Raw genomic sequence first — 24,283 nt, 5'->3', positions numbered from 1 at the left:
GGAAGGCCGCGAGCGGGCTGCGCCGCGGTGCGGCGGTGTCCCGGGGGCTGGCCGCCCGGCCGCGCCGGCTGGCGGCGGCGCTGGTGCGCGCGCCGGAGCGGCTCCGGCCGCTGCCCGGGTGGGGGATCCGGCGGGGCCGGCGGCGCTGGTTCCAGGCCGTGGTGGTGTGCTCCTCGCTGGCCCTCGCGCCGAGCGCCTGGCTGTGGATCAGCGCGGACGGCCGGGTCGGCACGGTGGACAGCGCGCCCGGCGCCCCCGTCGCGGTGGTCTTCGGCGCCGGGCTGTTCGACGGCGAGCCGTCCCCGTACCTGGCGCACCGTCTGGACGCCGCGCTGGAGCTCTACCAGCGCCAGAAGGTCCGGGCGATCCTGGTGACCGGCGACAACAGCCGGACCGACTACGACGAGACCGACGCGATGCGCGCGTACCTGGTCCGCCGCGGAGTGCCGGAGGTGCGGGTGGTCGGCGACTACGCGGGCTTCGACACCTGGGACTCCTGCACCCGGGCGCGCCGGATCTTCGGCGTCGACCACGCGGTGCTGGTCAGCCAGACCTTCCACGTCCGCCGGGCGCTGGCGCTGTGCCGGGCGGCCGGCATCGACTCGTACGCGGTCGGCGTGCCCGAGGACCCCAACGCGACCTGGTACTACGGCGGGCTGCGGGAGATACCCGGCGCGGGCAAGGCCGTGCTGAACACGCTCCTGCGGAGCGATCCGCAGTTCCTGGGCCCGCACGAGGACGGCATCAGCCGGGCACTTCGGGACTGAGCCCGCCCGTTCGGCCTCAGGTGGTCCGGCGGGCGCGGGTGGGCGGACGCAGGTACGGGCCCGGGCCCTTGACGGTGCGCATGATGGGCGCGGTCTCCACCTGGCGGACGGCGGGCAGGGCGGCGATCCGGGTGGTCAGGTAGGTGTAGACGGCCTGGACGTCGGTGGCGAGCAGGACGGCGTGCAGGTTGGTCGGGCCGGTGGTCGCGGCGGCGTACCCGATCTCGGGGTGTTCGGCCAGCGCCTGCCCGGTGGCGGCGAGTTCGGCCGGGGCGACGGAGAGCCAGAGCAGGGTGGGGGCGGTCACCCCGAAGATCCGCCAGTCCAGGTCCAGGTCGAAGTAGAGCACGCCGAGGTCCTGCAGCTCGTCCATCCGGCGGCGGACGGTGCTCGCCGACCAGCCGGTGGCGGCGGCCAGTTCGGCCAGGCCGGCGCGGCCGTCGGCGGCGAGCGCCTCCAGCAGCCGCCGGTCGCCGGCGTCCAGCACGGGCGGCGCCGCGGGTTCGCGCACGGGCCGCTCCTCGCGCAGCAGGCGGACCTGTTCGGCGGTCAGCGAGCCGGACTTGACGGCCATGCTCCGGGCGCCGCCGAAGAAGGTATGGATCACACAGTGGGCGTTGACCGTGACCACGCTGGGGGTGCGCGGCAGCCGCTGCAGCAGCAGCGAGTCCTCGGGCTGCTCGGGGTGGGAGCGGGCGACGCAGCTGAGGCCGGTGCCGCCGGAGTCCAGGCCCACCCAGGTGGTGTCCTCGCGCCGGGCCAGGGCCTCGGCGAGGGCGCCCGCGGCGTCCGGGACGCACTGCACCCGGATGTGCCAGCGGACCTCGCCCAGCGCCAACGGTTCGGACAGGCCGAGGACCCGGGCGGAGCCCTCGCCGCGCAGCCGGGCGTACCGGCGGGCCACCGTCTGGTCGGAGACGCCCAGGACGGCGGCGATCCGGCTGAACGGGGCGCGGGCGTTCAGCTGCAGGGCGGTGACCAGTTGCCGGTCCAGCAGGTCGAAGCTGTGGGATCCCATCACCCCAGCCTAGGAGATGTCGAAAATCGGCGGGATCGCGGTGCTGGCGCGGAGAATCCGCCGGGGCGCGGCCATGGTGTGGAGCGTTCATCCCTCTCCTCGAACGGAGCCCGACCGTGCGCAAGTGGATACCGCTGGCGGCGATCTGCCTCGGCGCGTTCATGCTGCTCGTCGACGTCAGCATCGTGAACGTGGCGCTGCCGCCGATGGCCGCCGACCTGCACTCCTCGTTCACCTCCCTGCAGTGGGTGGTGGACAGTTACGCGCTGATGCTGGCCGCCCTGCTGATGGCCTTCGGGTCGCTGGGCGACCGGGTCGGCCACCGGCGGCTCTACCTGTGGGGCCTGGCCGTGTTCGCCGCCGCCTCGGCGGGCTGCGCCCTCGCCCCGGACGCCGGAACGCTGATCGCCGCCCGGGCGGTGCAGGGTGTCGGCGGCGCCGCGATGATGACCTCCACTACCGCGCTGCTGGCCGGCGCCTACCGGGGCCGGGAGCGCGCGGTGGCGTTCGGCGTGTGGGGCGCGGTCAACGGCGCCGCGGCGGCGGTCGGTCCGGTGCTCGGCGGGCTGCTGACCGACTGGTCCGGCTGGCGGGCGATCTTCGTGGTCAACCTGCCGGTCGCCGCGCTGGCGCTGGTCCTCACCCTGGCCGCAGTCCGCCCGGGCGCGGGGGCGGTGCGCGGCCGCCCGGACGTGCCCGGCGCGCTCGCCTTCACCGTCTTCGCCACTGCCCTGACGTACGGTCTGATCGAGAGCGGCGACCGCGGCTGGGACAGCCCGGTGGTGCTCGGCGCGCTGGCCGTCGCCGTGCTGGCCGGGGCCGCCTTCGTCCCGGCCGAGCTGCGGGCGGAGCATCCGCTGCTGGACCTCGCGCTGCTGCGCAACCGGGCCTTCCTCGGGCTGACCCTGGCCGGACTGCTGCTCACCGCCGGGGCGTTCGCCCAGCTCACCTACACCTCGCTGTGGCTGCAGCAGGTGCTGCACCTCGGCCCGCTGGCCGCCGGGCTGGCGGTGTGCCCGCTGGCGGTGTCGGCGTTCGTGGTGGCGCTGGTGGGCGGCCGGGTGCTGCACCGGGTGCAGCCGCGGCTGCCGATCGGCATCGGGCTGCTGCTGATCGGCGGCGGCACGCTGCTGCTGCGCCTGGTGTCGGCGGGTTCGACCTGGACGGCGCTGCTGCCCGGTCTGCTGGTCACCGGCGTCGGCGTGGGCCTGTCGACGCCCGTCCTGATGTCCACCGCCCTGGCCGCGGTGGAGCCTCGGCGGGCCGGTATGGCGAGCGGCACCGTCAACACCGCCCGGCAGTTGGGTTACGCGCTCGGCATCGCGCTGCTCGGCACGGTGTTCCAGGACCGGGTGAAGGACGCGGCCGGACCGGCCGACCTGCCCGCGGCCTTCGCCGCGGGCCTGGACGACGTCTACCTGGCGGCGGGCTGCACCGGCCTGGCGGCGGGGCTGCTGGTGCTGGCCCTGGTCCGTCCCGCGGCCCCGGCCCCGGCCGCTCCGGCGCCGCGGGAGGACGCCCGCGTCGGCGGGTAGTCGGCGGCCGGTCCGGACAACGCCGTGCCGACGGCCTCGTCCCGACCGCCCGGCCCGGTGGACGACGCGCCGGGGCCGGGTTGTCGTACCCCTGGGGGATGATCGGCTGGTGCGGACTGTGCCGAGCATCATCCACCTCGACATGGACGCCTTCTTCGCCGCGGTGGAGCAGGCGGCCAAGCCGAGCCTGCGCGGCAAACCGGTGGTGGTGGGCGGCGTCGGCGGGCGCGGGGTGGTGGCCACCGCTTCGTACGAGGCGCGGAAGTTCGGCGTGCACTCGGCGATGCCCACCGCGCAGGCCCGCCGGCTGTGCCCCAACGCGGCCTTCCTGACCGGCCGTTTCGAGGCGTACCGGCAGAACAGCGAGATCGTGATGGAGCTGCTGCGCGAGCGCTCCCCGCTGGTCGAGCCGCTCAGCCTGGACGAGGCCTTCGTCGACCTGGAGGCGGGCCCGTACGGGCCGGCGCTCACCGCGGTCGGTCCGGCCGAGGGCGCCCAGCTGGTGCTGGCCGTCGCCGAGGACCTGCGGGCCGACATCCGGGAGCGGACCGGGCTGACCGCGTCGGTCGGGGCGGCGGGCTCCAAGCTGATGGCGAAGATCGCCTCCGAGCGGGCCAAGCCGGACGGGCTGGTGCTGGTCGAGGTCGGGATGGAGCGCACCGTGCTCGCCCCGATGCCGGTGCGGGCGCTGCCCGGCATCGGGCCGGCCACCGAGCAGGCGCTGCGCCGCGCCGGGCTGACCACGGTCGCCGACCTGGCCGCCGCCGGGCCGGAGGAGCTGGTGCAGCTGCTCGGCCGGGCGCACGGCGCCGGGGTGTACGCGATGTCGCTGGGGTTGGACGACCGGCCGGTGGTGCCCGAGCGGGATGCCAAGTCGGTGTCGGTGGAGGACACCTTCGAGGTGGACCTCGCCGACCGGGACCGGATCCTGCGCGAGATCGACGTGCTGTCCGCCCGGTGCGTGCGCCGCCTGCACGCCACCGGCCGTTCGGGCCGGACCGTGGTGCTGAAGGTGCGGCGGTTCGACTTCTCGACGCTGACCCGTTCGGAGACGCTGCGCGGTCCGACGGACGACCAGGAGGTGATCGCCGCGACCGCGCGGCGCCTGGCCCTGCAGGTCGACGTCACCGGCGGGGTGCGGTTGCTCGGTGTCGGCGTCTCCCAGCTCGCCGACTTCACCCAGGAGGACCTGTTCGCCCAGCTGGAGCGGGCCGAGCGGGCCGAGCAGGCGGAGCGCGCCGAGCAGGCGGAGGGCGGCGAGGAGCCGGCCCCGGCGGTGGCGGACGTGCCCGCGGTGCGGCGCTGGTGGCCGGGGCAGGACGTCACGCACGCGGAGTTCGGGCCGGGCTGGGTGCAGGGCAGCGGGGTCGGCCGGGTGACGGTCCGTTTCGAGACGCCGTACAGCGGGCCCGGCCGGGTGCGGACCTTTCCGATCGACGACGAGGACCTGGAGCCGTCGGGGCCGCTGCCGCTGCGCGAGCCGGATCCGGACGGCGGCTGAAGGGCGGCGGCGCGGGCGGGGGAATGGCAACGGCCCCGCACCTTGTCCAGGGGTGCGGGGCCGGTTGTCGGCCGGGCGCTTCGTCGTACGGTCTCGATGCCCTCTGCTCCGTACGGGCCCGGGCCCCTCGCCGCCTGTCCCGGGCGGCGAGGGTGGACGCCGTCAGGCGTCGGTCTTGGCGAGCTCCGGGGCGGCCTGCTCGGTGGCGGCGGCGGTGGCCGGCTTGATCCGCCGGATGGCGAACGGAACCACGGCGGCGACCAGGCACATCACCGCGGCGACCCAGAACGAGTGCTTGTACGCGTCCAGGGTGGGCAGCTGGACCGGGATCGGCAGCTTCATGGTGTCGCCGGTGAGGATCGCGCCCATCACGGCGGTGCCGATCGCGCCACCGACGGTGCGCAGCACGGCGTTCATGCCGTTGGCGATGCCGCTCTGCTCGGCCGGGACGGCGCCGTTGATGTAGGCCGGCATCGCGGCGTAGGCGAGGCCGACGCCGAGGCCGAAGATCGCCGAGGAGAGGTAGATGTCCATCTCGTGGCCGTGGCGCAGGGCCAGGTAGGCCATCGCGGCGGAGCCGAGCAGGCCGCCGAGGACCAGCGGCAGGCGCGGGCCGCGGCGGGCGATCAGCAGCGCGCCGACCGGGGCGGCGACCATCGAGCCGACGGCGGAGGGCAGCAGCATGATGCCGGCGTGCAGCACGGTGGCGGTGAAGCCGTAGTGGGTCAGCTTCTCCGGGGTCTGGGCGAAGTTGCTGATGAGCAGGAAGGAGCCGTACATCCCGAAGCCGATCAGCAGGCCGGAGATGTTGGTGAAGGCGACCGCGGGGCGGGAGAGCATCTTCATGTCGACCAGCGGGTGGGCGACCTTGACCTCGATGGCGATCCAGATCAGGGCGACCACGGCGGCGACGGCGAACAGGCCAAGGGTCTTGGTGGAGGTCCAGCCCCAGTGGTTGCCCTGGCTGACGGCGATCAGCAGGGCGGAGAGCCAGCCGGCCAGGGTGAGCGCGCCGAGCGGGTCGGCGCCGCCGGCCTTGTCGACCACCGGGTCCTTCGGGACGCGCAGGGCGACCAGGGCGACCGCGATCAGGCCGAAGGCCAGGCCCATCCAGAAGATGGACTTGTAGTTCCAGTGCTCCAGCAGCAGGCCGGTGGCGACCAGGCCGAGGCCGCTGCCGACGCCCATCGAGGCGCTGATCGCGGCGACGCCGCCGGTGACCTTCTCGCGGGGCAGCTCGTCGCGGACGATGCTGATGGCCAGCGGCAGGACGCCACCGCCGGCGCCCTGGAGGACGCGGGCGACGATCAGCCAGGTGAAGGAGTGGGTGGAGACCGCGAGCGCGGATCCGGCGACCAGGCCGGCCAGCGAGACCAGCAGCATGGGCTTGCGGCCGCGCAGGTCGCCGAAGCGGCCGAGCAGCGGGGTCAGCACGGCGGCGGACAGCAGGTTGGCGGTCATCAGCCAGGTGATGCTGGAGCCGTTGACGTCCAGTTCCTTGGCCAGCGACGGCAGGATCGGCACGACCGCCGTCTGCACCACGGTGAAGGCCAGCATGGCCACGATCAGGGCGGGCAGCACCCGGGCGCTGGTCGGCTTGTCGGCCGTGGCGATGGGCTGGGAGGCCTCACTCACGGTACGTCCTCATTCTTCAGACAGGCGATAGTGAATCAACTGAAAGAACCATGCCCGTAGATACTTCAGTCTGTCAAATATCGCCGCGAGTGAAGCTTCGGCAGGGCGTAGCCCCGGCCCGCCGGGAGGGCGGACCGGGGCCGGTGTCCTGCCGTGCAGTTCAGGAGGGGCGCAGCGGCTCCGGGCGCAGGTACGCGGCGGTCGCCAGGTCCGCCGGGTGGAGGGTCTGCATGTGCCCGCCGTTCGGCCCGGACGGCGCCTGCGGGTGCGCCGGCGGCTGGTGCCCGGCCGTCGGGTGCGGCGCCGCGGCGCGGCCCTCGCCCTCGTGCGGACCGGCGTGGTCCTGGGAGGCCTCCACGGTGCCGTCCTGCACCTCCACCTGCTCGCGGCGCAGCTCCTCGCGGACCACCTCCTCCTCGGTGTACCGCTCCACCACCAGGCGCACCCGTTCGATCGGCGCCAGGTACTTGTGCACCACCGGCCGCTCCTCGCGCAGGGTCACCTCCTCCGTCGCCTCGGCGATCTCCAGCTCGCTGAGCGCCGCCCGCTCCTGCTCGGTGACCGGCACCCGCTCGACCCGCACCCGCTCGCGGACCACCGGCACCCGGCGCTCGACCGGCTCGGTGGTCACGTACTTGCGGAGCTTGGCCGTGCCGAGCACGTGCCACTCGGTGGTGATGTCCAGCCGCTCCTCGCGGCAGGTGATCTCCACCGGCCCGCTGGGCGCCTCGGGGACCGGGGTGGGCTCGGGGGTGGGTGCGGCGGCGGCGACGGACGGGGTGGACGGGGCGGTCGGGTCGACGGCCGGCATCTGGACGGCGGTGGGCCGCTGCATGGTGGGGGCGCTCATTCGGACGTTGCTCTCCGGAGAGGGGTGGTGGGGGGCGGGCTGGTGGCCGGCGGGCTTGCCGTCGGCCCTCGCGGTGTCCGGAGCCTGGTGGGCCGCGGTCGGATGCGGGTGGGCGGTGGCCGCCGCGGCGGCCACCGTCCCGAAGTCGTGGTCGGCCCGGTCGGCCGGCACCGAGCCATTGGTCGCGCTCGGCGGAGGCTGTCCGCCGCTCGCGTCCAGGCCGTAGTAGCGGTAGAGCTGCAGCTCCTGCGCGGGGGAGAGGTGCTGGCCGACCCCAAAATCGGGGGACTCCTTGATCAGCGACTTGTCGTACGGGACGCGCAGCTCGTCCCCCGAGAACTCGCTGGTGGTCAGCGGGACGAAGGCGTCCCGGCCGAAGATGCCGGTACGCACCGCGGCCCACTCCGGCTCTCCGGTGGCGTCGTCCAGATACACCTCGTCGACCGTGCCGATCTTGTCACCGTTCCGGTCGACCGCCTTGTGCCCGATCAGGTCGCGCGGATCGATATCGGTCTGCACGCTGTCCTCCAGTCCTGCTGCTCCTTGAGGGGCCGTCAGAGGGGGTGGACGGAGGAGCTGACCGCCCACCTCTTCACACGAAACGGCATGTATCGGACAGTGGCGAGCCGAGCGCGGCCGTCCGGGGCAGATCACACCCCTGGCACCCGTGGTCGGGGGCGTATCCGCTGGTACCCTGGGCGGCGACCGCCGAGCCCGCTCGGGAGAGTCCCCGCCCCGAGGCTTTCGGGCTGTGGGGCGCCGAAGGAGCAACTCCTCCCCGGAATCTCTCAGGCATCCGTACCGAGCGAGATCAGGTCACTCTGGAAAGCAGGGCAGGGCTGTCGGCAACAGGAGCCGGCGGACACCACCCTCACCGACGGTGCAAGTCGACGGGACGCCTCCGGGCGCCGGCACGGCGAAGCTCTCAGGTACCGATGACAGAGGGGGAGGCCTGACGGGTTCGTACGGTATTCCGGCTCCCTCGCGGCGGCCGGCCGGCGTGCGTTCCCCCGCCGGTCCGTGACCAGGAGGCCTCGACCCCCATGAACGCCCAGCCGACACTCAGCGACCTCGAGCAGGCGAGCCCGTTCCAGAACCGCCACATCGGTCCCGACGCCTCCGCGCAGGACAAGATGCTGGCCCACGTCGGGTACGGCTCGCTCGACGAGCTCTCCGACGCCGCCGTCCCCGAGGCGATCCGCAGCCTCACCGCACTGGGCCTGCCGGCCGGCCGCAGCGAGGCCGAGGTGCTGGCCGAGCTGCGCGAGCTGGCCGGCCGCAACACCGTCGTGCAGTCGATGATCGGCCTGGGCTACTACGGCACCTTCACCCCGCCGGTGATCCTGCGCAACGTGCTGGAGAACCCCTCCTGGTACACCGCGTACACCCCGTACCAGCCGGAGATCTCCCAGGGCCGCCTGGAGGCGCTGCTCAACTTCCAGACCCTGGTCTCCGACCTGACCGGCCTGGACACCTCCGGCTCCTCGCTGCTCGACGAGTCCACTGCGGCCGCCGAGGCGATGGCGCTGGCCCGCCGCGTCACCAAGGTCAAGGGCGGTGTCTTCCTGGTCGATGCCGACACCCTGCCGCAGACCGTCGCGGTGATCGAGACCCGCGCCGAGCCGACCGGCGTCGAGGTGGTCGTCGCCGACCTGTCGGACGGCATCCCGGCCGAGATCGCCGAGCGCGGCGTCTTCGGCCTGCTGGTCCAGTACCCGGGCGCCTCCGGCGCGGTCCGCGACCTCACCCCGCTGATCGAGCAGGCCCACGGCCTCGGCGCGATCGTCGCGGTCGCCGCCGACCTGCTGGCCCTGACCCTGCTGAAGTCCCCGGGCGAGCTCGGCGCCGACATCGCCTGCGGCACCTCCCAGCGCTTCGGCGTCCCGATGGGCTTCGGCGGCCCGCACGCCGGCTACCTGGCCGTCCGTGCCGCGTACGCCCGCAACCTGCCCGGCCGCCTGGTCGGCGTCTCCGTCGACGCCGACGGCAACCGCGCCTACCGCCTGGCGCTGCAGACCCGCGAGCAGCACATCCGCCGCGAGAAGGCCACCTCCAACATCTGCACCGCCCAGGTGCTGCTGGCCGTGATGGCGTCCATGTACGCCGTCTACCACGGCCCGGACGGCCTCGCCGACATCGCCCGCCGCACCCACCGCTACGCCGCCGCCCTCGCCGAGGGCCTGCGCGCCGGCGGTGTGGAGCTCGCCCACGACGCGTTCTTCGACACCGTCACCGCCAAGGTGCCGGGCCGCGCCTCCGCCGTGGTCAACGCCGCGCTCGCCGAGGGCGTCAACCTCTTCCAGGTCGACGAGGACACCGTCTCGATCTCCTGCGACGAGACCACCACCCGCTCGCACCTGGCCGCCGTCTTCGCCGCCTTCGGCGTGGGCGCCGAGGTGGCCGAGGCCGCCGACGCGCTGCCGGCCGCGCTGCTGCGCAGCGACGAGTACCTGACCCACCCGGTCTTCCACAGCCACCGCTCCGAGACCGCCATGCTGCGCTACCTGCGCCGTCTGTCGGACCGCGACTACGCGCTGGACCGCGGCATGATCCCGCTGGGCTCCTGCACCATGAAGCTCAACGCGACCACCGAGATGGAGCCGGTGACCTGGCCCGAGTTCGGCCAGCTGCACCCGTTCGCCCCGGTCGACCAGGCGGCGGGCTTCCTCACCCTGATCCGCGAGCTGGAGCAGCAGCTGGTCGAGGTGACCGGCTACGACGCGGTCTCCATCCAGCCGAACGCCGGCTCCCAGGGCGAGCTGGCCGGCCTGCTGGCCGTCCGCGCCTACCACCTGGCCAACGGCGACACCCAGCGCGACGTCTGCCTGATCCCCTCCTCGGCGCACGGCACCAACGCCGCCTCCGCCGCGATGGCCGGCATGCGCGTCGTCGTGGTCAAGACCCTGGTCGACGGCGACGTGGACGTCGAGGACCTCAAGGCCAAGATCGAACTCCACCGCGACCAGCTCTCGGTGCTGATGGTCACCTACCCGTCCACCCACGGCGTGTACGAGACCGAGATCACCCAGATCTGCGCCATGGTGCACGAGGCCGGCGGCCAGGTGTACGTCGACGGCGCCAACCTCAACGCCCTGGTCGGCCTCGCCAAGCCGGGCAAGTTCGGCGCGGACGTCTCGCACCTGAACCTGCACAAGACCTTCTGCATCCCGCACGGCGGTGGCGGCCCCGGCGTCGGCCCGGTCGCGGTCCGCGCGCACCTCGCGCCGTACCTGCCCAACCACCCGCTGCAGGCGGAGGCCGGACCGGCCACCGGCGTCGGCCCGATCTCGGCCGCCCCGTGGGGCTCGGCCGCGATCCTGCCGATCTCCTGGGCGTACGTGCGCCTGATGGGCGGCGAGGGCCTCAAGCGCGCCACCCAGGTGGCCGTGCTGAACGCCAACTACATCGCCAAGCGCCTGGCCCCGCACTTCCCGGTGCTCTACACCGGCCCCGGCGGCCTGGTCGCGCACGAGTGCATCATCGACATCCGCCCGCTCACCAAGGAGACGGGGGTGAGCGTGGACGACATCGCCAAGCGCCTGATCGACTACGGCTTCCACGCCCCGACCATGTCCTTCCCGGTGGCCGGCACGCTGATGATCGAGCCCACCGAGTCCGAGGACCTGCACGAGATCGACCGCTTCTGCGAGGCGATGATCGCGATCCGCAACGAGATCGACAAGGTCGGCTCGGGCGAGTGGCCGAAGGACGACAACCCGCTGGCCCAGGCCCCGCACACCGCGTCGGCCCTGGCCGGCGAGTGGGAGCACGCCTACTCCCGCCACGAGGCCGTCTTCCCGGCCGGCGTCAACCCGGCGGACAAGTACTGGCCGCCGGTGCGCCGCATCGACGGTGCGTACGGTGACCGCAACCTGGTCTGCTCGTGCCCGCCGCTGGACGAGTACGACGCGTAACCCGGAATGACAGGGGCGCGGGAGCTGCGCGACCGGCCGGGCACCCAGGAGGTGCCTGGTCGGGCGCGCAGCTCCCGCGCCCCTTCTGTTTCTTGAGTCAGGCGGCGACGGTGACGGGCCGGCGGGGGGCCACGACGCGGCCGTCGGGCAGGAGCTCGCCGGTGTCCTCGAAGATCAGGACGCCGTTGCAGAGGAGGCTCCACCCCTGGTCGGGGTGGGAGGCGGCCACGGCGGCCGCCTCACGGTCGGGGGATTCCGCCGAAGGGCACTCGGGTCGGTGCTGGCACATCGTCGTACCTCGCTAGGTTCGCCGACCGGTTCGGGTGTGAACCGGCTCCACGGTGGGTAGGACTGACCGTCCCTCGCCGCTGGTTCCCAGTGTCGGCGTCCCGTTGCCTCCGCGCAGCCATTTGGTGACACACGCCACAGATCGAGACCAGAGATCACCCGGCCGGATGGCGCACCGCGGGAATGACGCACCAACGGGCCATCGCCCACTGACCCGGATGGATCAGTGGGCGATGGCCCGTCAGGGTGATGTCGTCCGACGTGATGCCGGCCGGCTCAGCCGATCAGCGCGGTCGGCGCGGCGACCGGCGCGGGCACGAGGCGGGCGAGCAGCTCGGCCGCCGGGTAGACCTGGTGGGCGGTGACGCCGAGCGGCGCCGGGGCGAGCGGGATCAGCAGGTCCTCGCCCGGGGCGGCGCCGTGCAGCCACAGCGCGGTGGCGTAGTGGCCGGGCAGCGACAGCAGGCGGGGCTGGAGGCGGGCGTACGCGGCCTGCGAGAGCTGCCAGGCCTGGCGCAGCGCGCGGACGGTGGAGTCCAGGTACGGCCCGGCGGTGAAATGCGAGAAGACGTGGCCCTCCACGCTCTCCACCACCTCGGCGGCGGCCATGACCTCGCCCGGCCCGTCCGGCCCCAGCGCGTCCGCCAGCGGCGCGTCGGCGGACTTGGCCGTGGTGTGCCGCACCAGGAAGCGCCAGCCGGTGCGCCGGGCGGCCGTCAGCCGGTCGGCCGGGCCGTCCAGCACGTACACCGCCAGCGGGTGCGCGGGCAGCAGCGGGCCGGGGCTATGGCGCAGGACGGCGGCGGCCGGCTGGCGCAGCGCCGTCTCGGAGCCGAGCGCGGCGAGGACTGCGCGCAGTGCGCCGGGGGGTGGCTGGAGCGTGTGCAGGGTCATGTGGAGTCGCCTCTCCGTGCGAGATCGGCGTGCGAGTGCGGCATACCGGCATGGCGTCGGGTTGATGAGGACCTGGGCCGTGTCCGGTTGGGCATGATCGCTGGGCGGGCGCGGAGCGGGTCGTCGACGAGGTCTTCGGACGGCTCGAGCCGGGCCGGGGCGCAGTGCGAATTCTACTCGAACAGGTGCGCAGGGTGACCTTCTTATCACGTTGGGTTTCATGGCGCAAGTTGGGACGGAACTGAAAGACCGTCAGAAACCCTGTGCCGCCACTGCGTTCGAACGGGCGGGCTATCGATCTTCCGGATGGGCATGATGACTGGCACCGTCGACCGAGGGGGAGGAGCACACCCGTGGGCGAGAAGGTCGTGGCGACCCGGGCGGAACTGTCCGACCGGCAGCTCTACCGCCGCAAGCTGCAGCTCTGTCTGGACGTGCTGGAGAGAATGCTGCGCGAGGAACGCTTCGACCGGCCCAAGGCGATGATGGGCCTGGAGATCGAGCTCAACCTCGCGGACGAGCAGGGTATGCCGGTCCTCGGCAACGCGCAGGTCCTGGGGTCGATCGCGTCGGCCGACTTCCAGACCGAACTGGGGCAGTTCAACATCGAGGTCAACGTCGCCCCGCGGCGGCTCGGCGGCCATGTGCTGGAGGAGCTGCGCGAGGAGATCGACATCTGCCTGAAGTACGCCGACCGCAAGGCCGCCGAGGTCGGCGCGCGGATCGTGATGGTGGGCATCCTGCCGACCCTCGACCTGGACCACACCGGTCTGGACGCGATGAGCCACAACGACCGGTACACCCTGCTCAGCGACCAGATCATGGCCGCCCGCGGGGAGGACATCGCGATCGACATCCAGGGCGTGGAGCACCTGGCGGTGGAGTCGGTCTCGATGGTCGCCGAGGCCGCCGCCACCTCGCTCCAGCTGCACCTCCAGGTCACCCCGGAGCGCTTCGCCTCGGTGTGGAACGCCGCCCAGGCGATCTCCGGCGTGCAACTGGCGCTGGGTGCCAACTCGCCCTTCCTGTTCGGGCGCGAGCTGTGGCGCGAGACGCGCCCCGTACTCTTCCAGCAAGCCTGTGACACCCGTTCGGCGGAGCTCAAGGCGCAGGGGGTGCGCCCCATCACCTGGTTCGGGGAGCGCTGGGTGGACTCCGCGTACGACCTGTTCGCGGAGAACCTGCGGTACTTCCCGGCGCTGCTGCCGATCTGCGACGACGAGGACCCGGCCAAGGTGCTGGCGTCCGGCGGCGTCCCCAAGCTGGGCGAGATGCGGCTGCACAACGGCACCATCTACCGCTGGAACCGCCCGGTGTACGACGTCGCCGACGGCGTGGCCCACCTGCGGGTGGAGAACCGCTGCCTGCCGGCCGGCCCGACGGTCGCCGACACCCTGGCCAACGCCGCCTTCTACTACGGGCTGGTCCGGGTGCTCGCCGAGCAGTCCCGGCCGATCTGGACCAGGATGCCGTTCGAGCGGGCCGACGAGAACTTCCAGGCCGGCGCCCGGTACGGGATCGAGGCGGTCCTGCAGTGGCCGCGCTCCGGGCGGGCCGGGCGCGGCGGACTCGGCCCGGTCGCCGCCACCGACCTGGTCCTGAACGAGCTGCTGCCGATGGCGCACCAGGGCCTGGACGAATGGGGCGTCGAGCCGGCCGACCGCGACCGCTACCTCGGCATCATCGAGCAGCGCTGCCTGCGCCGCACCAACGGCGCCGCCTGGCAGGCCGCCACCGTGCACCGGCTGCGGGAGAACTTCGGCATGGACCCGCAGGCGGCCATCGCCGCGATGACCCGCCGGTACGCGGAGTACATGCGCACCGGGGAGCCGGTGCACACCTGGCCGGTGGGGTGACTCCCGGCAGGGCGGCGGTGCGGCGGGCGGGGTGATCGCCGCCCGGGGCGTGCTGTGAAAGGATGATCGGCCCGGCGGCCCTGACGGTCGCCGGGCCGATCAGCGCGCTGGAGACCAGGTGACGACCGCTTCGACCGAGCCCTCCGCCCCGACCCTGTCCCGCCGGCTGCTCGGCGTCGAACTGCTCGTCGTGCTCGGGCTGTCGCTCGGCGCCAGCGGCGTCGCCGCGCTGATCAGCTTCGCCGGCTCGCTCACCGCGCCGGTCGCGCTCGGCAAGCAGGTCGCCAGCCTCAACGCCTCGGCCGCGCCCGGCCGGCCCTGGCTGGACCTCGCCTGGCAGCTGTACTACATCGCCCGCGGGCTGATGCCGGTGGCGCTGGTCGGCTACCTGCTGGTGCGCGAGGGAACGTCGCTGCGGGTGCTCGGCTTCGACCTCACCCGCAAGCTCTCCGACCTCGGCCGCGGCGCCCTGGTCGCGGCCGCGATCGGCGGCTCCGGCCTCGTCCTCTACCTGGCGGCGCAGGCCGGCGGAGCCAACCTGACCGTGGCGCCCTCCGGGCTGCCGGACGTCTGGTGGCGGATCCCGGTCCTGATCCTCTCCGCCTGGCAGAACGCGGTGCTGGAGGAGGTCGTCGTCCTCGGCTACCTGCTGCGCCGGGTGCGCCAGCTCGGCTGGGGCTGGCCGGCGGCGATCGCCGCCAGCTCGGTGCTGCGCGGCTCGTACCACCTCTACCAGGGGGTCGGCGGGCTGGTCGGCAACATGGTGATGGGCGTGGTGTTCTGCCTGCTCTACCGCCGCTGGGGGCGGGTGATGCCGCTGGTCGCGGCGCACGGGCTGATCGACACGGTGGCGTTCGTCGGGTACGCGCTGCTGGCCGGGCACGTCAGCTGGCTGCCCACGCCCTGAGGTCCGCCCTCCCGGGTGACGCACCGTCCGGCGGATCCGGTCGCTCCGGCTGATTCGGACGGTGGACCCGGACGGCCGCTTGACGGTGCGTCATGTCCACGACAAGGTGGTCGCACTGTCCGACCCGTCCACTGGGAGAGCCGATGCGTCCACTGCTGCGCGCGCTGCTCGCGGCCGTCCTGCTGATCCCCGCCCTCGCCCTCGGCCCGGCCCCGTCGGCCGCCGCCGCCGAGCGACCCGACATCCGGGAGCGGCTGGCCGCGATCCCCGGCATGACCGTCACCGAGGAGAAACCCACCACCACCGGGCACCGCTACTTCCTGCTGACCTACACCCAGCCCGTCGACCACGACCGGCCCTGGCGGGGCACCTTCCAGCAGCGGATCAGCGTGCTGCACCGGGCCGAGGACCGCCCGACCGTCTTCTACACCAACGGCTACACCCTGGGCACCACCCCCTCGCGGACCGAGCCCACCCGGCTGCTCGACGGCAACCAGGTGTCCATCGAGTACCGCTACTTCACGCCCTCGCGGCCCGAACCGGCGGACTGGACCAAGGCCGGCATCCGGCAGGCCGCCGCCGACGCCCACCGGGTGATCACCGCGCTCAAGCGGATCTACCCCGGCAGCTGGATCTCCACCGGCGCCAGCAAGGGCGGCATGTCCTCGGTCTACCACCGCCGCTTCTACCCGCACGACGTGGACGGCACCGTCGCCTACGTCGCCCCCGACGACGCCGACGACCGCGAGGACTCCGCCTACACCGCCTTCTTCGACCGGGTCGGCACCCCCGAGTGCCGGGACGCCCTGAAGAGCGCCCAGCGCGAACTCCTGGTGCGCCGCGACCGGCTGGAGCCGCGCTACGCCGCCGCCAACGCCGCGCTCGGCAACACCTTCGAGACCATCGGCGGCGCCGACCGCGGCTACGAGGTCTCCGTCCTGGACGTGGTCTGGGCCTTCTGGCAGTACAGCACCGCCGCCGACTGCGCCGTCGTCCCCGCCGCCACCGCCACCGACGACCAGCTCTACGGCTGGCTGGACGCGCACTCCGGCGTCACCGCCAACAGCGACGCCGACCTCGCCGGCTACACCGCGTACTACTACCAGGCCGGCACCGAACTCGGCTCGCCCTCGTTCGACGTCTCGCACCTGGCCGGGCTGCTGCACTACGACTACCGGCAGCTGTACGCGCCGCGCAGTTTCGTGCCCCGCTCGATCCCGATGCGCTTCGACCCCGGGGCGATGCGCGACATCGACCGCTGGGTGCGGCACTCCGGCGAGCGGATCATCTTCGTCTACGGCCAGAACGACCCGTGGGGCGCCGAACGCTTCGGCCTCGGCCGCGGCAGCCGGGACAGCCACGTCTACACCGCTCCGGGGGCCAACCACGGCGCCAAGATCGGCTCGCTGAGTCCGGACGAGGCCGCCGAGGCCACCGCCACCCTCCAGCGCTGGGCGGGCGTGCCGGCCGCGGGAACCCTGGCGGCCGCCGTCCCGCCGTTCGGGCCGCTGGACGAGGAAGGGCTCCGGCTGGAGCGCCACCGGCTCTGAGCCGACCCGAGCCCTGAGGGTCAGGGCGTGCTGTGCAGGGTGCCGTCCAGCACGGTGACGGCGCGGCCGGAGAGCAGGACCCGGTCGCCCGTCACCTCGCACACCACCAGGCCGCCGCGGACCGAGGCCTGGTAGCCGGTCACCGTGGTCCGGCCGAGCCTGGCGGCCCAGAACGGGGCCAGCGCGGTGTGCGCGCTGCCGGTCACCGGGTCCTCCGGGATGCCCAGCGCCGGTGCGAAGTTGCGCGACACGAAGTCGTACGGCGCGGTCGGGTCGTCGGCCGGGGCGGTGACGATCACCGCGGGAAGGGGCAGCAGGGTCAGGGCGCCGAGGTCCGGCGCCAGGGCGCGGACCGCGTGCTCGCTGGGCAGGGTGACCATCAGCTCGCCCAGCGCGCCGGTGGTGTACGCGGCCGGCACCGGCCGGCCGAGCGCCTCCGCCAGGCCGGCCGGCGGCTCGGTGGGCTCGGTCGGGTTGGCGGGGAAGTCCAGGGTGATCGAGCCGTCCGGCTCCGGGCGGGCGCTCAGCTCGCCGCCGCGGGTCTCGAATCGCACCCAGCCCTCGCCGAGCAGGTCGTCCGAGCGCAGCGCGTGCACGGTGGCCAGGGTGGCGTGGCCGCAGAGGTTCACCTCCTCGGTGGGGGTGAACCAGCGCAGGCCCCAGCGCTGTTCGCCGGCCGGCAGGGCGAAGGCCGTCTCGGGGAGGTTCATCTCGGCCGCGACCCGGCGCAGCCAGCGCTCCTCGGGCCACTCGGGCCCGTCCAGCAGGCAGACGGCGGCGGGGTTGCCCGCGAACGGCCGGTCGGTGAAGGCGTCGATGATCCGGATGCGCATGACTCGAATCTATCCCGGCGTCCGGTTCGTCCCTTCGCGCGGGTGGGACCACCGGTGATCCACACCGGTGTGGATCACCGGCGCGGGTCACCGGTGCGGGTCACCGATGCGGGCCGGTGGGTGCGGGTCACCGGTGCGGCGGAGGAAGCCGGTGGTCGGCGGCCGGTGCAGCAGCCGGTCGACGTGGCCGCGGTCCAGACCCTGCCCGGGGTCCACCCGCAGCAGCAGCCGGTCGCGGCGCAGCAGGGCGCTGCGCAGCAGCGTGTTGCGCACCAGCCGGGGCGGGATGCAGTCGTCGAGCCAGGCGAACGGCCGCCCGGCCGCGTAGCGCAGCAGCGGCGCCCACTTGCGGGCCGAGAACAGTTCCATCAGCGGCACCCGGGGGTCGCCCGGCTGCGGGACGTACCCGTTGAAGCGGACCACCGGCAGCTCCGGCAGGCCGAGCCGCGGGGCGATGTGGACGTTGGCCTCGTCCTCCCAGGTGGTGGCCCACACCAGCTCGTAGGTGCCGGCGAGTTCGCGCAGCCAGGCGCCGTGCTCGGCGGAGAGCAGCACGGTGTAGCCGAGCAGGGTGTGACTGTCGAAGCCGGCGTCGGGGTGCGGGCACACCGGGTTGAGCACTCCGTCGACGTCCAGGAAGAGCAGCGGTGCGGGCATCGGGTCTCCCCCCGGGCGGCGGCCTTGTCATCCGGTCTGACGATCGATCGGCCGGGTCGGTTGCCCGAGGTGACCGGGAACTCAACCGGACGTGAGGAACTCCGGTTCCGGTACGGGGGCCGGGTCGTGGTGCGGCTGCCCGGCGGTGCGGGTGAGCCGGCGGACCTCGGGGACGACCAGAACGGCCGCGGCCAGTGCGAAGGTGATCGCCGCACAGCCCCACAGCGCGCCGCCGAGCCCGAAGGCGCCTGCGGCCGGGCCGGCGAGCGCCGTCCCCACCGGCAGCAGGGCGAAGGAGCCCAGCGAGTCGTAAGCGGAGATCCGGGAGAGCAGTTCGGTGGGGATCTCCTGGTGCAGCGTCACCATCCAGCCCACCGAGAAGACGGTCACCCCGACGCCGGAGAGGAACATCGCCGCGACCACCAGCGGGGTGGGCGCGGCCAGTGCCAGGACGAGCGCGGGCAGGCCGAAGAGGAACACGCCGCCGTTGCCGACCAGCAGCACCCGGCGCGGCTGCCAGCGGGCCATCAGCAGACCGCTCGTCACCATGCCGACGCTGAGCGCGGCCATCGCCATGCCCCAGGTCCCGGCGCCGCCGAGCCGCTGCTGGGCCACCACCGGGCCGTACACCGCCTCCACGGCGAGCACGCAGGAGTTGACCACGGCGAACTGCACCACGATCGCCCACAGCCACCGGCGGGAGCGGAACTCCCGCCAGCCGACCCGCAGTTCGTGGATCATGCCGTGGTCCTCCGCCGACCGGTCGGCCGGTGCCACCCGCAGCAGGGCGCGCAGGGCGGCGGCCACCGCGAAGCAGAGCGCGTCCAGCGCCAGCACCCAGCCCGGGCCGACCAGTCCGACCAGCGCGCCGCCGAGCGCCGCGCCGCCGATCTGCGCCCCGTTCACCGCCATCTTGAACACCGAGAACGCCTTGCCGGCGTGGTCCGGGGTCACGCTCTGCAGGATCACGCCCTCGGCGGCCGGTGCGTAGAACGCCTGCCCGGCGCCGCCGGCGGCGGAGAGCAGCAGCAGCGCCCACAGCTCGGCCGAACCGGCGAGCACCAGGGCGGCCAGCACGGCCTGGGAGAGCGCGTTGAACAGGTTGGCGGCGACCATCACCCGGTGCCGCGGCAGCCGGTCGGCCAGTGCCCCGCCGATCAGCAGGAGCAGTACCAAAGGGACGTTCCGGGCCGCCGTCACCCAGCCGACCTCGCCGGCGCCGCCGCCCTGGCCGAGCACCGCGAAGGCGGTGGCGATCGGCGCGGCGGCGTTGCCCAAACCGCTCACCACGGTCGCCGCGGTCTGGATCCGGTAGGTGCGGCTGGCCCAGGGGAAGCGTCGGCTGTTCACCGCGCGACTATGCGCGGAGCGCGGTCGGTGTGTCCACGGATTTTGCGGCCGGGAAATTCGGTTGCGTCCGACGGGCAGCTGGGTAGGGTGTGACCGTTCTCGCCGCTCCGGCGGGTCGGACGACAGAGGAGGTGTGTCCGGATGGTTGCCGCCACGTCGCGGCGCGCTTCTGCATGCGCGCCATACGCCTTCCTCTTCCGTTCCTCGCCCACCGGCTGACGAAGCGTCGCAGACCGACGCACCGGTGGGCCGTCTCCCAGGAGCCACCGCAGTGCGCGAGCGCTTTGCCGACAGCGATTCCTTCTCCCGTATCCGCCCCAAGGGCACCTCCCGGCGCGGCCGCCGGTCCGAGCGGTTCGACGACCACGAGCCCGAGTTCTTCCCGGCCGAGTACTCCGAGTACTTCCAGCCCGCGGCGTACGACGCCGACGGCTTCCCCCTCGACACGCCCGACGACGACGCCGCGACCCCGGTGACCGACGGCCCGCCCGAGGGCGACCGCTGGTCCACCTGGGACCAGTCCACCCCCACCGAGAAGGGGCCCGTGCCGCGCCCCGACTGGGTGGTGACCGAGCTGGCCGCCGTCGACACCGAGCTCGGCATCGTCAAGACCGGCAAGGAGGCGGACGTCTTCCTGCTGGAGCGCTCCGTCCCCGGCACCGAGCGGCGCACCCTGATGGCCGCCAAGCGCTACCGCGACGCCCAGCACCGGATGTTCCACCGCGACTCCGGGTACCTGGAGGGCCGCCAGCACAAGGAGTCCCGGGTCAGCCGGGCCATGGCCAAGCGCACCGCCTTCGGCAAGGAGGCCATCGCCGGGCAGTGGGCCGCCGCCGAGTTCGCGGCCCTGTGCCGGCTCTGGTCGGCCGGGGTGGCCGTCCCGTACCCGGTGCAGATCACCGGGACGGAGATCCTGATGGAGTTCGTCGGCGACGCGAGCGGCGCCGCCGCGCCCCGGCTCGCCCAGCTGCGCGCCGAGGAGGCCGACGTCGAGGACCTGTGGGACCAGCTGGGCCGCAGCCTCTCCGTGCTGGCCGCCGATGGCTACGCGCACGGCGACCTGTCGGCGTACAACATCCTGGTCAGGGACGGGCGGCTGGTCATCATCGACGTCCCGCAGATCGTGGACGTCATCGCCAACCCGCGCGGCAAGTCGTTCCTGGAGCGCGACGTCCGCAACGTCGGCGCCTGGTTCGTCTCCCGCGGCCTGCCCGAGCACCGGGTCGGCGAATTGGTCGAGTCGCTGGCCCTCGACGCCCGCCTGGGCTGATCAGGGGCCGTACCGCCGAGCCGCACCGCGGGCCGGTCCGAAATCCGGTGGAACCCCGGCCCGCGGGCGCGGCATGATCCGCGGGCAACCGGGGTGGGAGGGAACCTGCTTGGACATGTTCGTGTGTGCCGGGTGCGGCACGGAGCTGACGGCGCCGGTGGCCCGGGTCGCCCTCCCCGTCCACACCCACTACGGGGCGTGGGAGCAGCTCCACCCTCCCCTGATGGAGCCCGCGACGTACGCCGTCGACCCCCTGCCCACCGGACCGCCCTGGCGGCTGTGGGACTAGGTCGGAGCGGACGCCGCCGCCCGGCAGGGCGTGTACGCGCCGGTGTACGCCGTCTCCTTCGGTGCGCGGAACAGGATCGTCATCGCCCCCGGCGACTCCCGGTCCATGGCCCTGATCCCGGAGAAGTGCGACGGGTACTGCCGGGGGGGGGGTGGACGGCCGGGACGGGCCCAATCTCGCCTGCCGGGGGTGCGGGTGGGCCGTGGCGACCCGGATGGACGACTGCGGGATGTGGCAGACGGTGTGGCTGGAGCCCGACGCGGTCGTACGCCGCCCCTCGGGGCTCCCCGCCGCACCGCCCCCCGACTGGGACGACCTGGCGCGCCCCGAGCACCGCGTCCCGCCCGTCGAGCTCGACGGGTCGTGGAGCTTGCGCTGGGAGGCGGCGGTCGGGGTCGCGCTGGCCCACCTCGTGGCGGTCACCGACAACCGCCCGGTGACCCTCCCGACCGGCCCCGTCGCCGACCTGCTCGGCCACGCCGTCGGCCGGTACCTGCCGGCCGGGCCCGACGCCCGCTCCGTGGGGCTGGCCGGTCCGGGGATCCCGATGCCCCGACCGCGTCCCGACGTCCTCCTCGTCCCCCGCCACCCGCTCACCGGCACGCCCTGGCGCCCGGACGGCGACGAAGCCGCCGTGGTGCCGCTGGACAGCGGGGTCTGGGCCCACCTCGCCCACCCGGACGAGGCCCCGCCGATGCTCGTCACTGGGGCGCTCCCGAGGGGCGTCCTGCGCGACGACTACCCGCCGCCGCGCCCCTGGTACCCACTGACGCCCAACCCCGACGCCTTCAGCCGGACCCTGATCGGGCTTCCCGCCGTCCGCCGCCCTCGACCGGGCAAGTATCGCAGCGGTTAGCCCAGGTGGGCCCAGAGGAAGGTGAGGGTGCGGCGCCAGGCGGTGTCGGCCTGGAGGGCGTCGTAGCTGGAGGGCTGCTTCTCGTCGTTCATGAAGGCGTGGCCGGCGGGGTAGAAGTGGATCTCGGGGCGGCGGTCGGTGGCCTCGCCGATGCGGATGGCGGCCTCGTCGACCACGGGGACGGGCAACGACCGGTCGTTCTCGGCGTAGTGGCCGAGGACGTGGGCGGTGAGGCCGCGGTAGTCGTAGTCCGGGTCGTCGGGGAGGCCGTAGAAGGGCACGACGGCGGCGATCCGGTCGCCCTCCTGGGCGGCGAGGGCGAGGGCCAGGCCGCCGCCCATGCAGAAGCCGATGGCGCCGACCGCGTCGCCCACCACCTCGGGCTGGGCGAGCAGGAAGTCGATGGCGCCGCGCAGGTCCTGGGCGGCCCGGGGGGCGGGCAGTTCGGCCTTCATCCGGGCGGCCTCGGCGCGGTCGTGGACGACGGTGCCGCCGTACAGGTCCGGGGCGAGGGCGACGAAGCCCTCGGCGGCGAGGCGGTCGGCCATGTCGGCGATGTGGGCGGTCAGCCCCCACCACTCCTGGACGACCACGACGGCCGGTCCGATGCTCTTCGGCGGCATGGCCAGGTACCCGTGGGCGGTGCGGCCGTTGCTGGGGAAGGTGACGTTCTGCCGGGGGTTGCCCATGACCTCTCCGTCGGTTCGGCGTTGGCGGGGCGGCGGGGTCGTCCCGCCCGGGGGGTGTCGTGGGGGAGCAGGGCCGATCGGTCGCGGTCAGCCCATCTCCTCCAGGGCGCGGCCCTTGGTCTCCTTGATGAAGAAGACCACGAAGGGAATGGAGAGCAGGGCGAACGCGGCGTAGATGGCGTACGTCGCGGACAGGTTCCAGTCCGCCAGGTCGGGGAAGCTGACGGTGATCGCCCAGTTGGCGATCCACTGGGCGGAGGCGGCGACCGAGAGGGCCAGCGCCCGGATCTTGTTCGGGAACATCTCGCCGAGCAGCACCCAGACCACCACGCCCCAGGAGAAGGCGAAGCAGAACACGAAGACATGGGCGGCGACCAGGGCGACGGTGGCGTAGGTGTTGGCGAGGGTCGCGCTGTCGCCGGTGCCCTCGCGGAAGGAGAAGGCCCAGGCCGCGACGGAGAGCGAGGCGGCCATGCCGGCCGAGCCGGCGAGGGCGAGCGGCTTTCGCCCGATCCGGTCGACCAGCACCATGGCGATCACCGTGCCGATCACGTTGATGATCGAGGTGGAGAGGCTGATCAGCAGCGAGTTGGACTCGTTGATGCCGACCGACTGCCAGAGGAACGACGAGTAGTAGAAGATCACGTTGATGCCGACGAACTGCTGGAACACCGAGGCGCCGATGCCGATCCAGACGATCGGCAGCAGGCCGAGGCGGCCGCCGAGCAGATCCTTGGCACGCGGCTTGTGAGTGGTGTCGAGGACGGCCCGGATCTCGGCGATCCGCGCGTCCAGGTCGACGCCTGGGCCCTCGACCTCGGCCAGCACCTCGCGGGCCTGCGCCTCGCGGCGGTCGGCGATCAGGTAGCGCGGGGACTCGGGGATGGCGAGCGCCATCAGCCCGTAGACCAGGGCCGGGATCGCCTCCACGCCGAGCATCCACTGCCAGGCCTGGATGCCGCCGAGGTCGTTGGTGGACTCGCCGCCGGCGGCCTGGTTGAGCGCGTAGTTGGCCAGCTGGGAGATGGTGATGCCGAGCACGATGGCCAGCTGCTGGAAGGACGCGAGCCGGCCGCGGTACGCGGTGGGGGCGACCTCGGCGATGTAGGTCGGGGCGATGACCGAGGCGATGCCGATGGCGATGCCGCCGACCACCCGCCAGAAGCCGAGCAGGCCGATGGAGGGCGGGAACATCGAGCCGACGCCGCTGATCGCGAACAGCGTGGCGGCCAGCAGCATGGTGCGGACCCGGCCCAGGTGGTCGGCCAGCCGGCCGGCGATCACCGCGCCGGCGGCCGAACCCAGCAGGGCGATCGCCACCACGAAGGCGGTCTCGCCGTTGCCCACGCCGAAGTGCTTCTGGATGCCCGTCACCGCGCCGTTGATGACCGCGCTGTCGTAGCCGAACAGGAAGCCGCCCATCGCGGCCGCCGCCGAGATGAACACGATGTGGCCGAGGTGCTCCTGCGCGGAGGTGTGCGGCACGGGTGCGGTGGACAGCAAGGGCTCCCGGGGGTGAGGCGGCCCACCTGCGCGGCCGGGGGCGGACGGAGATCACCTCACATTCCATCAGCCCCCGGTCCGGGGCGCGCGTTCAGCGGCCGATCGGACGACGGCCCGCCGC

The 24,283-nt window shown here is 73.5% G+C and carries 20 protein-coding genes and 2 riboswitches; of the genes, 10 read left to right on the top strand and 10 right to left on the bottom strand.

Annotation, left to right across the window (positions count from 1 at the left end):
• The first annotated feature begins 83 nt into the window (after positions 1-83).
• Positions 84-767 (top strand): SanA/YdcF family protein, encoded by a 684-nt coding sequence (locus tag FHR36_RS26510; RefSeq protein WP_253801915.1) that lies wholly within the window; start codon positions 84-86, stop codon positions 765-767.
• 16 nt (positions 768-783) lie between these two features.
• Here FHR36_RS26510 and FHR36_RS26505 read toward each other — a convergent pair whose 3' ends face one another.
• Positions 784-1,785 (bottom strand): Lrp/AsnC family transcriptional regulator, encoded by a 1,002-nt coding sequence (locus tag FHR36_RS26505; RefSeq protein ID WP_253801036.1) that lies wholly within the window; start codon positions 1,783-1,785, stop codon positions 784-786.
• 116 nt (positions 1,786-1,901) lie between these two features.
• Between FHR36_RS26505 and FHR36_RS26500 the strand changes: the two genes are divergently transcribed.
• Entirely contained in the window at positions 1,902-3,320 is a 1,419-nt protein-coding gene (locus FHR36_RS26500) for an MFS transporter (RefSeq protein ID WP_253801035.1), read from the top strand.
• 109 nt (positions 3,321-3,429) lie between these two features.
• A complete protein-coding gene (locus FHR36_RS26495; protein ID WP_253801034.1) occupies positions 3,430-4,821 on the top strand; it encodes a DNA polymerase IV in 1,392 nt (463 codons plus the stop codon).
• Between the two features lie 162 nt (positions 4,822-4,983).
• Here the strand turns inward: FHR36_RS26495 and FHR36_RS26490 are convergent, their stop codons facing one another.
• Both FHR36_RS26490 and FHR36_RS26485 read right to left on the bottom strand, forming a co-directional pair.
• A complete protein-coding gene (locus FHR36_RS26490) occupies positions 4,984-6,456 on the bottom strand; it encodes an MFS transporter (RefSeq protein ID WP_253801033.1) in 1,473 nt (490 codons plus the stop codon).
• 160 nt (positions 6,457-6,616) lie between these two features.
• A complete protein-coding gene (locus tag FHR36_RS26485; protein ID WP_253801031.1) occupies positions 6,617-7,825 on the bottom strand; it encodes a DUF2382 domain-containing protein in 1,209 nt (402 codons plus the stop codon).
• 190 nt (positions 7,826-8,015) lie between these two features.
• Positions 8,016-8,120: riboswitch (glycine riboswitch) on the top strand.
• A 2-nt stretch (positions 8,121-8,122) separates the two neighbouring features.
• A riboswitch (glycine riboswitch) is annotated at positions 8,123-8,255 on the top strand.
• A gap of 94 nt (positions 8,256-8,349) precedes the next feature.
• Between FHR36_RS26485 and gcvP the strand changes: the two genes are divergently transcribed.
• A complete protein-coding gene (gene gcvP, locus FHR36_RS26480) occupies positions 8,350-11,220 on the top strand; it encodes an aminomethyl-transferring glycine dehydrogenase (protein WP_253801029.1) in 2,871 nt (956 codons plus the stop codon).
• A 97-nt stretch (positions 11,221-11,317) separates the two neighbouring features.
• Here gcvP and FHR36_RS26475 read toward each other — a convergent pair whose 3' ends face one another.
• Both FHR36_RS26475 and FHR36_RS26470 read right to left on the bottom strand, forming a co-directional pair.
• Complete coding sequence (locus FHR36_RS26475) at positions 11,318-11,509, bottom strand: DUF5999 family protein (protein ID WP_253801027.1); 192 nt, start codon at positions 11,507-11,509, stop codon at positions 11,318-11,320.
• Between the two features lie 275 nt (positions 11,510-11,784).
• On the bottom strand, positions 11,785-12,402 hold the full coding sequence (locus FHR36_RS26470; RefSeq protein WP_253801025.1) for a hypothetical protein: 618 nt from the start codon (positions 12,400-12,402) through the stop codon (positions 11,785-11,787).
• 353 nt (positions 12,403-12,755) lie between these two features.
• Between FHR36_RS26470 and FHR36_RS26465 the strand changes: the two genes are divergently transcribed.
• The 3 genes from FHR36_RS26465 to FHR36_RS26455 all read left to right on the top strand — a co-directional run bounded on the left by FHR36_RS26465 (position 12,756) and on the right by FHR36_RS26455 (position 16,715).
• On the top strand, positions 12,756-14,258 hold the full coding sequence (locus tag FHR36_RS26465; protein WP_253801023.1) for a glutamate-cysteine ligase family protein: 1,503 nt from the start codon (positions 12,756-12,758) through the stop codon (positions 14,256-14,258).
• A 118-nt stretch (positions 14,259-14,376) separates the two neighbouring features.
• A complete protein-coding gene (locus FHR36_RS26460; RefSeq protein WP_253801021.1) occupies positions 14,377-15,165 on the top strand; it encodes a CPBP family intramembrane glutamic endopeptidase in 789 nt (262 codons plus the stop codon).
• Positions 15,166-15,308: 143 nt separating this feature from the next.
• Complete coding sequence (locus FHR36_RS26455; protein WP_253801019.1) at positions 15,309-16,715, top strand: S28 family serine protease; 1,407 nt, start codon at positions 15,309-15,311, stop codon at positions 16,713-16,715.
• A gap of 20 nt (positions 16,716-16,735) precedes the next feature.
• On the opposite strand, the gene FHR36_RS26450 is transcribed toward FHR36_RS26455, so the two are convergent.
• The 3 genes from FHR36_RS26450 to FHR36_RS26440 form a co-directional block, all read right to left on the bottom strand.
• A complete protein-coding gene (locus FHR36_RS26450; protein WP_253801018.1) occupies positions 16,736-17,548 on the bottom strand; it encodes a PhzF family phenazine biosynthesis protein in 813 nt (270 codons plus the stop codon).
• Between the two features lie 87 nt (positions 17,549-17,635).
• A complete protein-coding gene (locus tag FHR36_RS26445) occupies positions 17,636-18,205 on the bottom strand; it encodes an HAD domain-containing protein (RefSeq protein ID WP_253801017.1) in 570 nt (189 codons plus the stop codon).
• An 81-nt stretch (positions 18,206-18,286) separates the two neighbouring features.
• Positions 18,287-19,555, bottom strand: a complete 1,269-nt coding sequence (locus FHR36_RS26440) for an MFS transporter (RefSeq protein WP_253801016.1) — start codon at positions 19,553-19,555, stop codon at positions 18,287-18,289.
• Positions 19,556-19,826: 271 nt separating this feature from the next.
• On the opposite strand from FHR36_RS26440, the gene FHR36_RS40045 reads away from it, so the two are divergent.
• The 3 genes from FHR36_RS40045 (at position 19,827) to FHR36_RS40035 (ending at position 21,970) form a co-directional block, all read left to right on the top strand.
• Entirely contained in the window at positions 19,827-20,825 is a 999-nt protein-coding gene (locus FHR36_RS40045) for a serine protein kinase RIO (RefSeq protein ID WP_253801015.1), read from the top strand.
• Between the two features lie 109 nt (positions 20,826-20,934).
• Positions 20,935-21,114, top strand: coding sequence for a hypothetical protein (locus FHR36_RS40040; protein ID WP_308199644.1), 180 nt, complete (start codon positions 20,935-20,937; stop codon positions 21,112-21,114).
• A gap of 202 nt (positions 21,115-21,316) precedes the next feature.
• On the top strand, positions 21,317-21,970 hold the full coding sequence (locus tag FHR36_RS40035; protein ID WP_308199643.1) for a hypothetical protein: 654 nt from the start codon (positions 21,317-21,319) through the stop codon (positions 21,968-21,970).
• On the opposite strand, the gene FHR36_RS26425 is transcribed toward FHR36_RS40035, so the two are convergent.
• Positions 21,967-22,659 (bottom strand): dienelactone hydrolase family protein, encoded by a 693-nt coding sequence (locus tag FHR36_RS26425; protein ID WP_253801014.1) that lies wholly within the window; start codon positions 22,657-22,659, stop codon positions 21,967-21,969. The two genes, FHR36_RS40035 and FHR36_RS26425, sit on opposite strands and share 4 nt — an antisense overlap.
• A gap of 87 nt (positions 22,660-22,746) precedes the next feature.
• Positions 22,747-24,162, bottom strand: coding sequence for a sugar porter family MFS transporter (locus FHR36_RS26420; RefSeq protein ID WP_253801013.1), 1,416 nt, complete (start codon positions 24,160-24,162; stop codon positions 22,747-22,749).
• Between the last annotated feature and the right edge of the window lie 121 nt (positions 24,163-24,283).

Source organism: Kitasatospora cinereorecta, assembly GCF_024172095.1.
In the GTDB taxonomy this organism is placed as follows: Bacteria; Actinomycetota; Actinomycetes; order Streptomycetales; family Streptomycetaceae; genus Kitasatospora; species Kitasatospora cinereorecta.
Note: the sequence above shows the minus strand (reverse complement) of the source record. Positions and strands in the feature narration are given on the sequence as shown.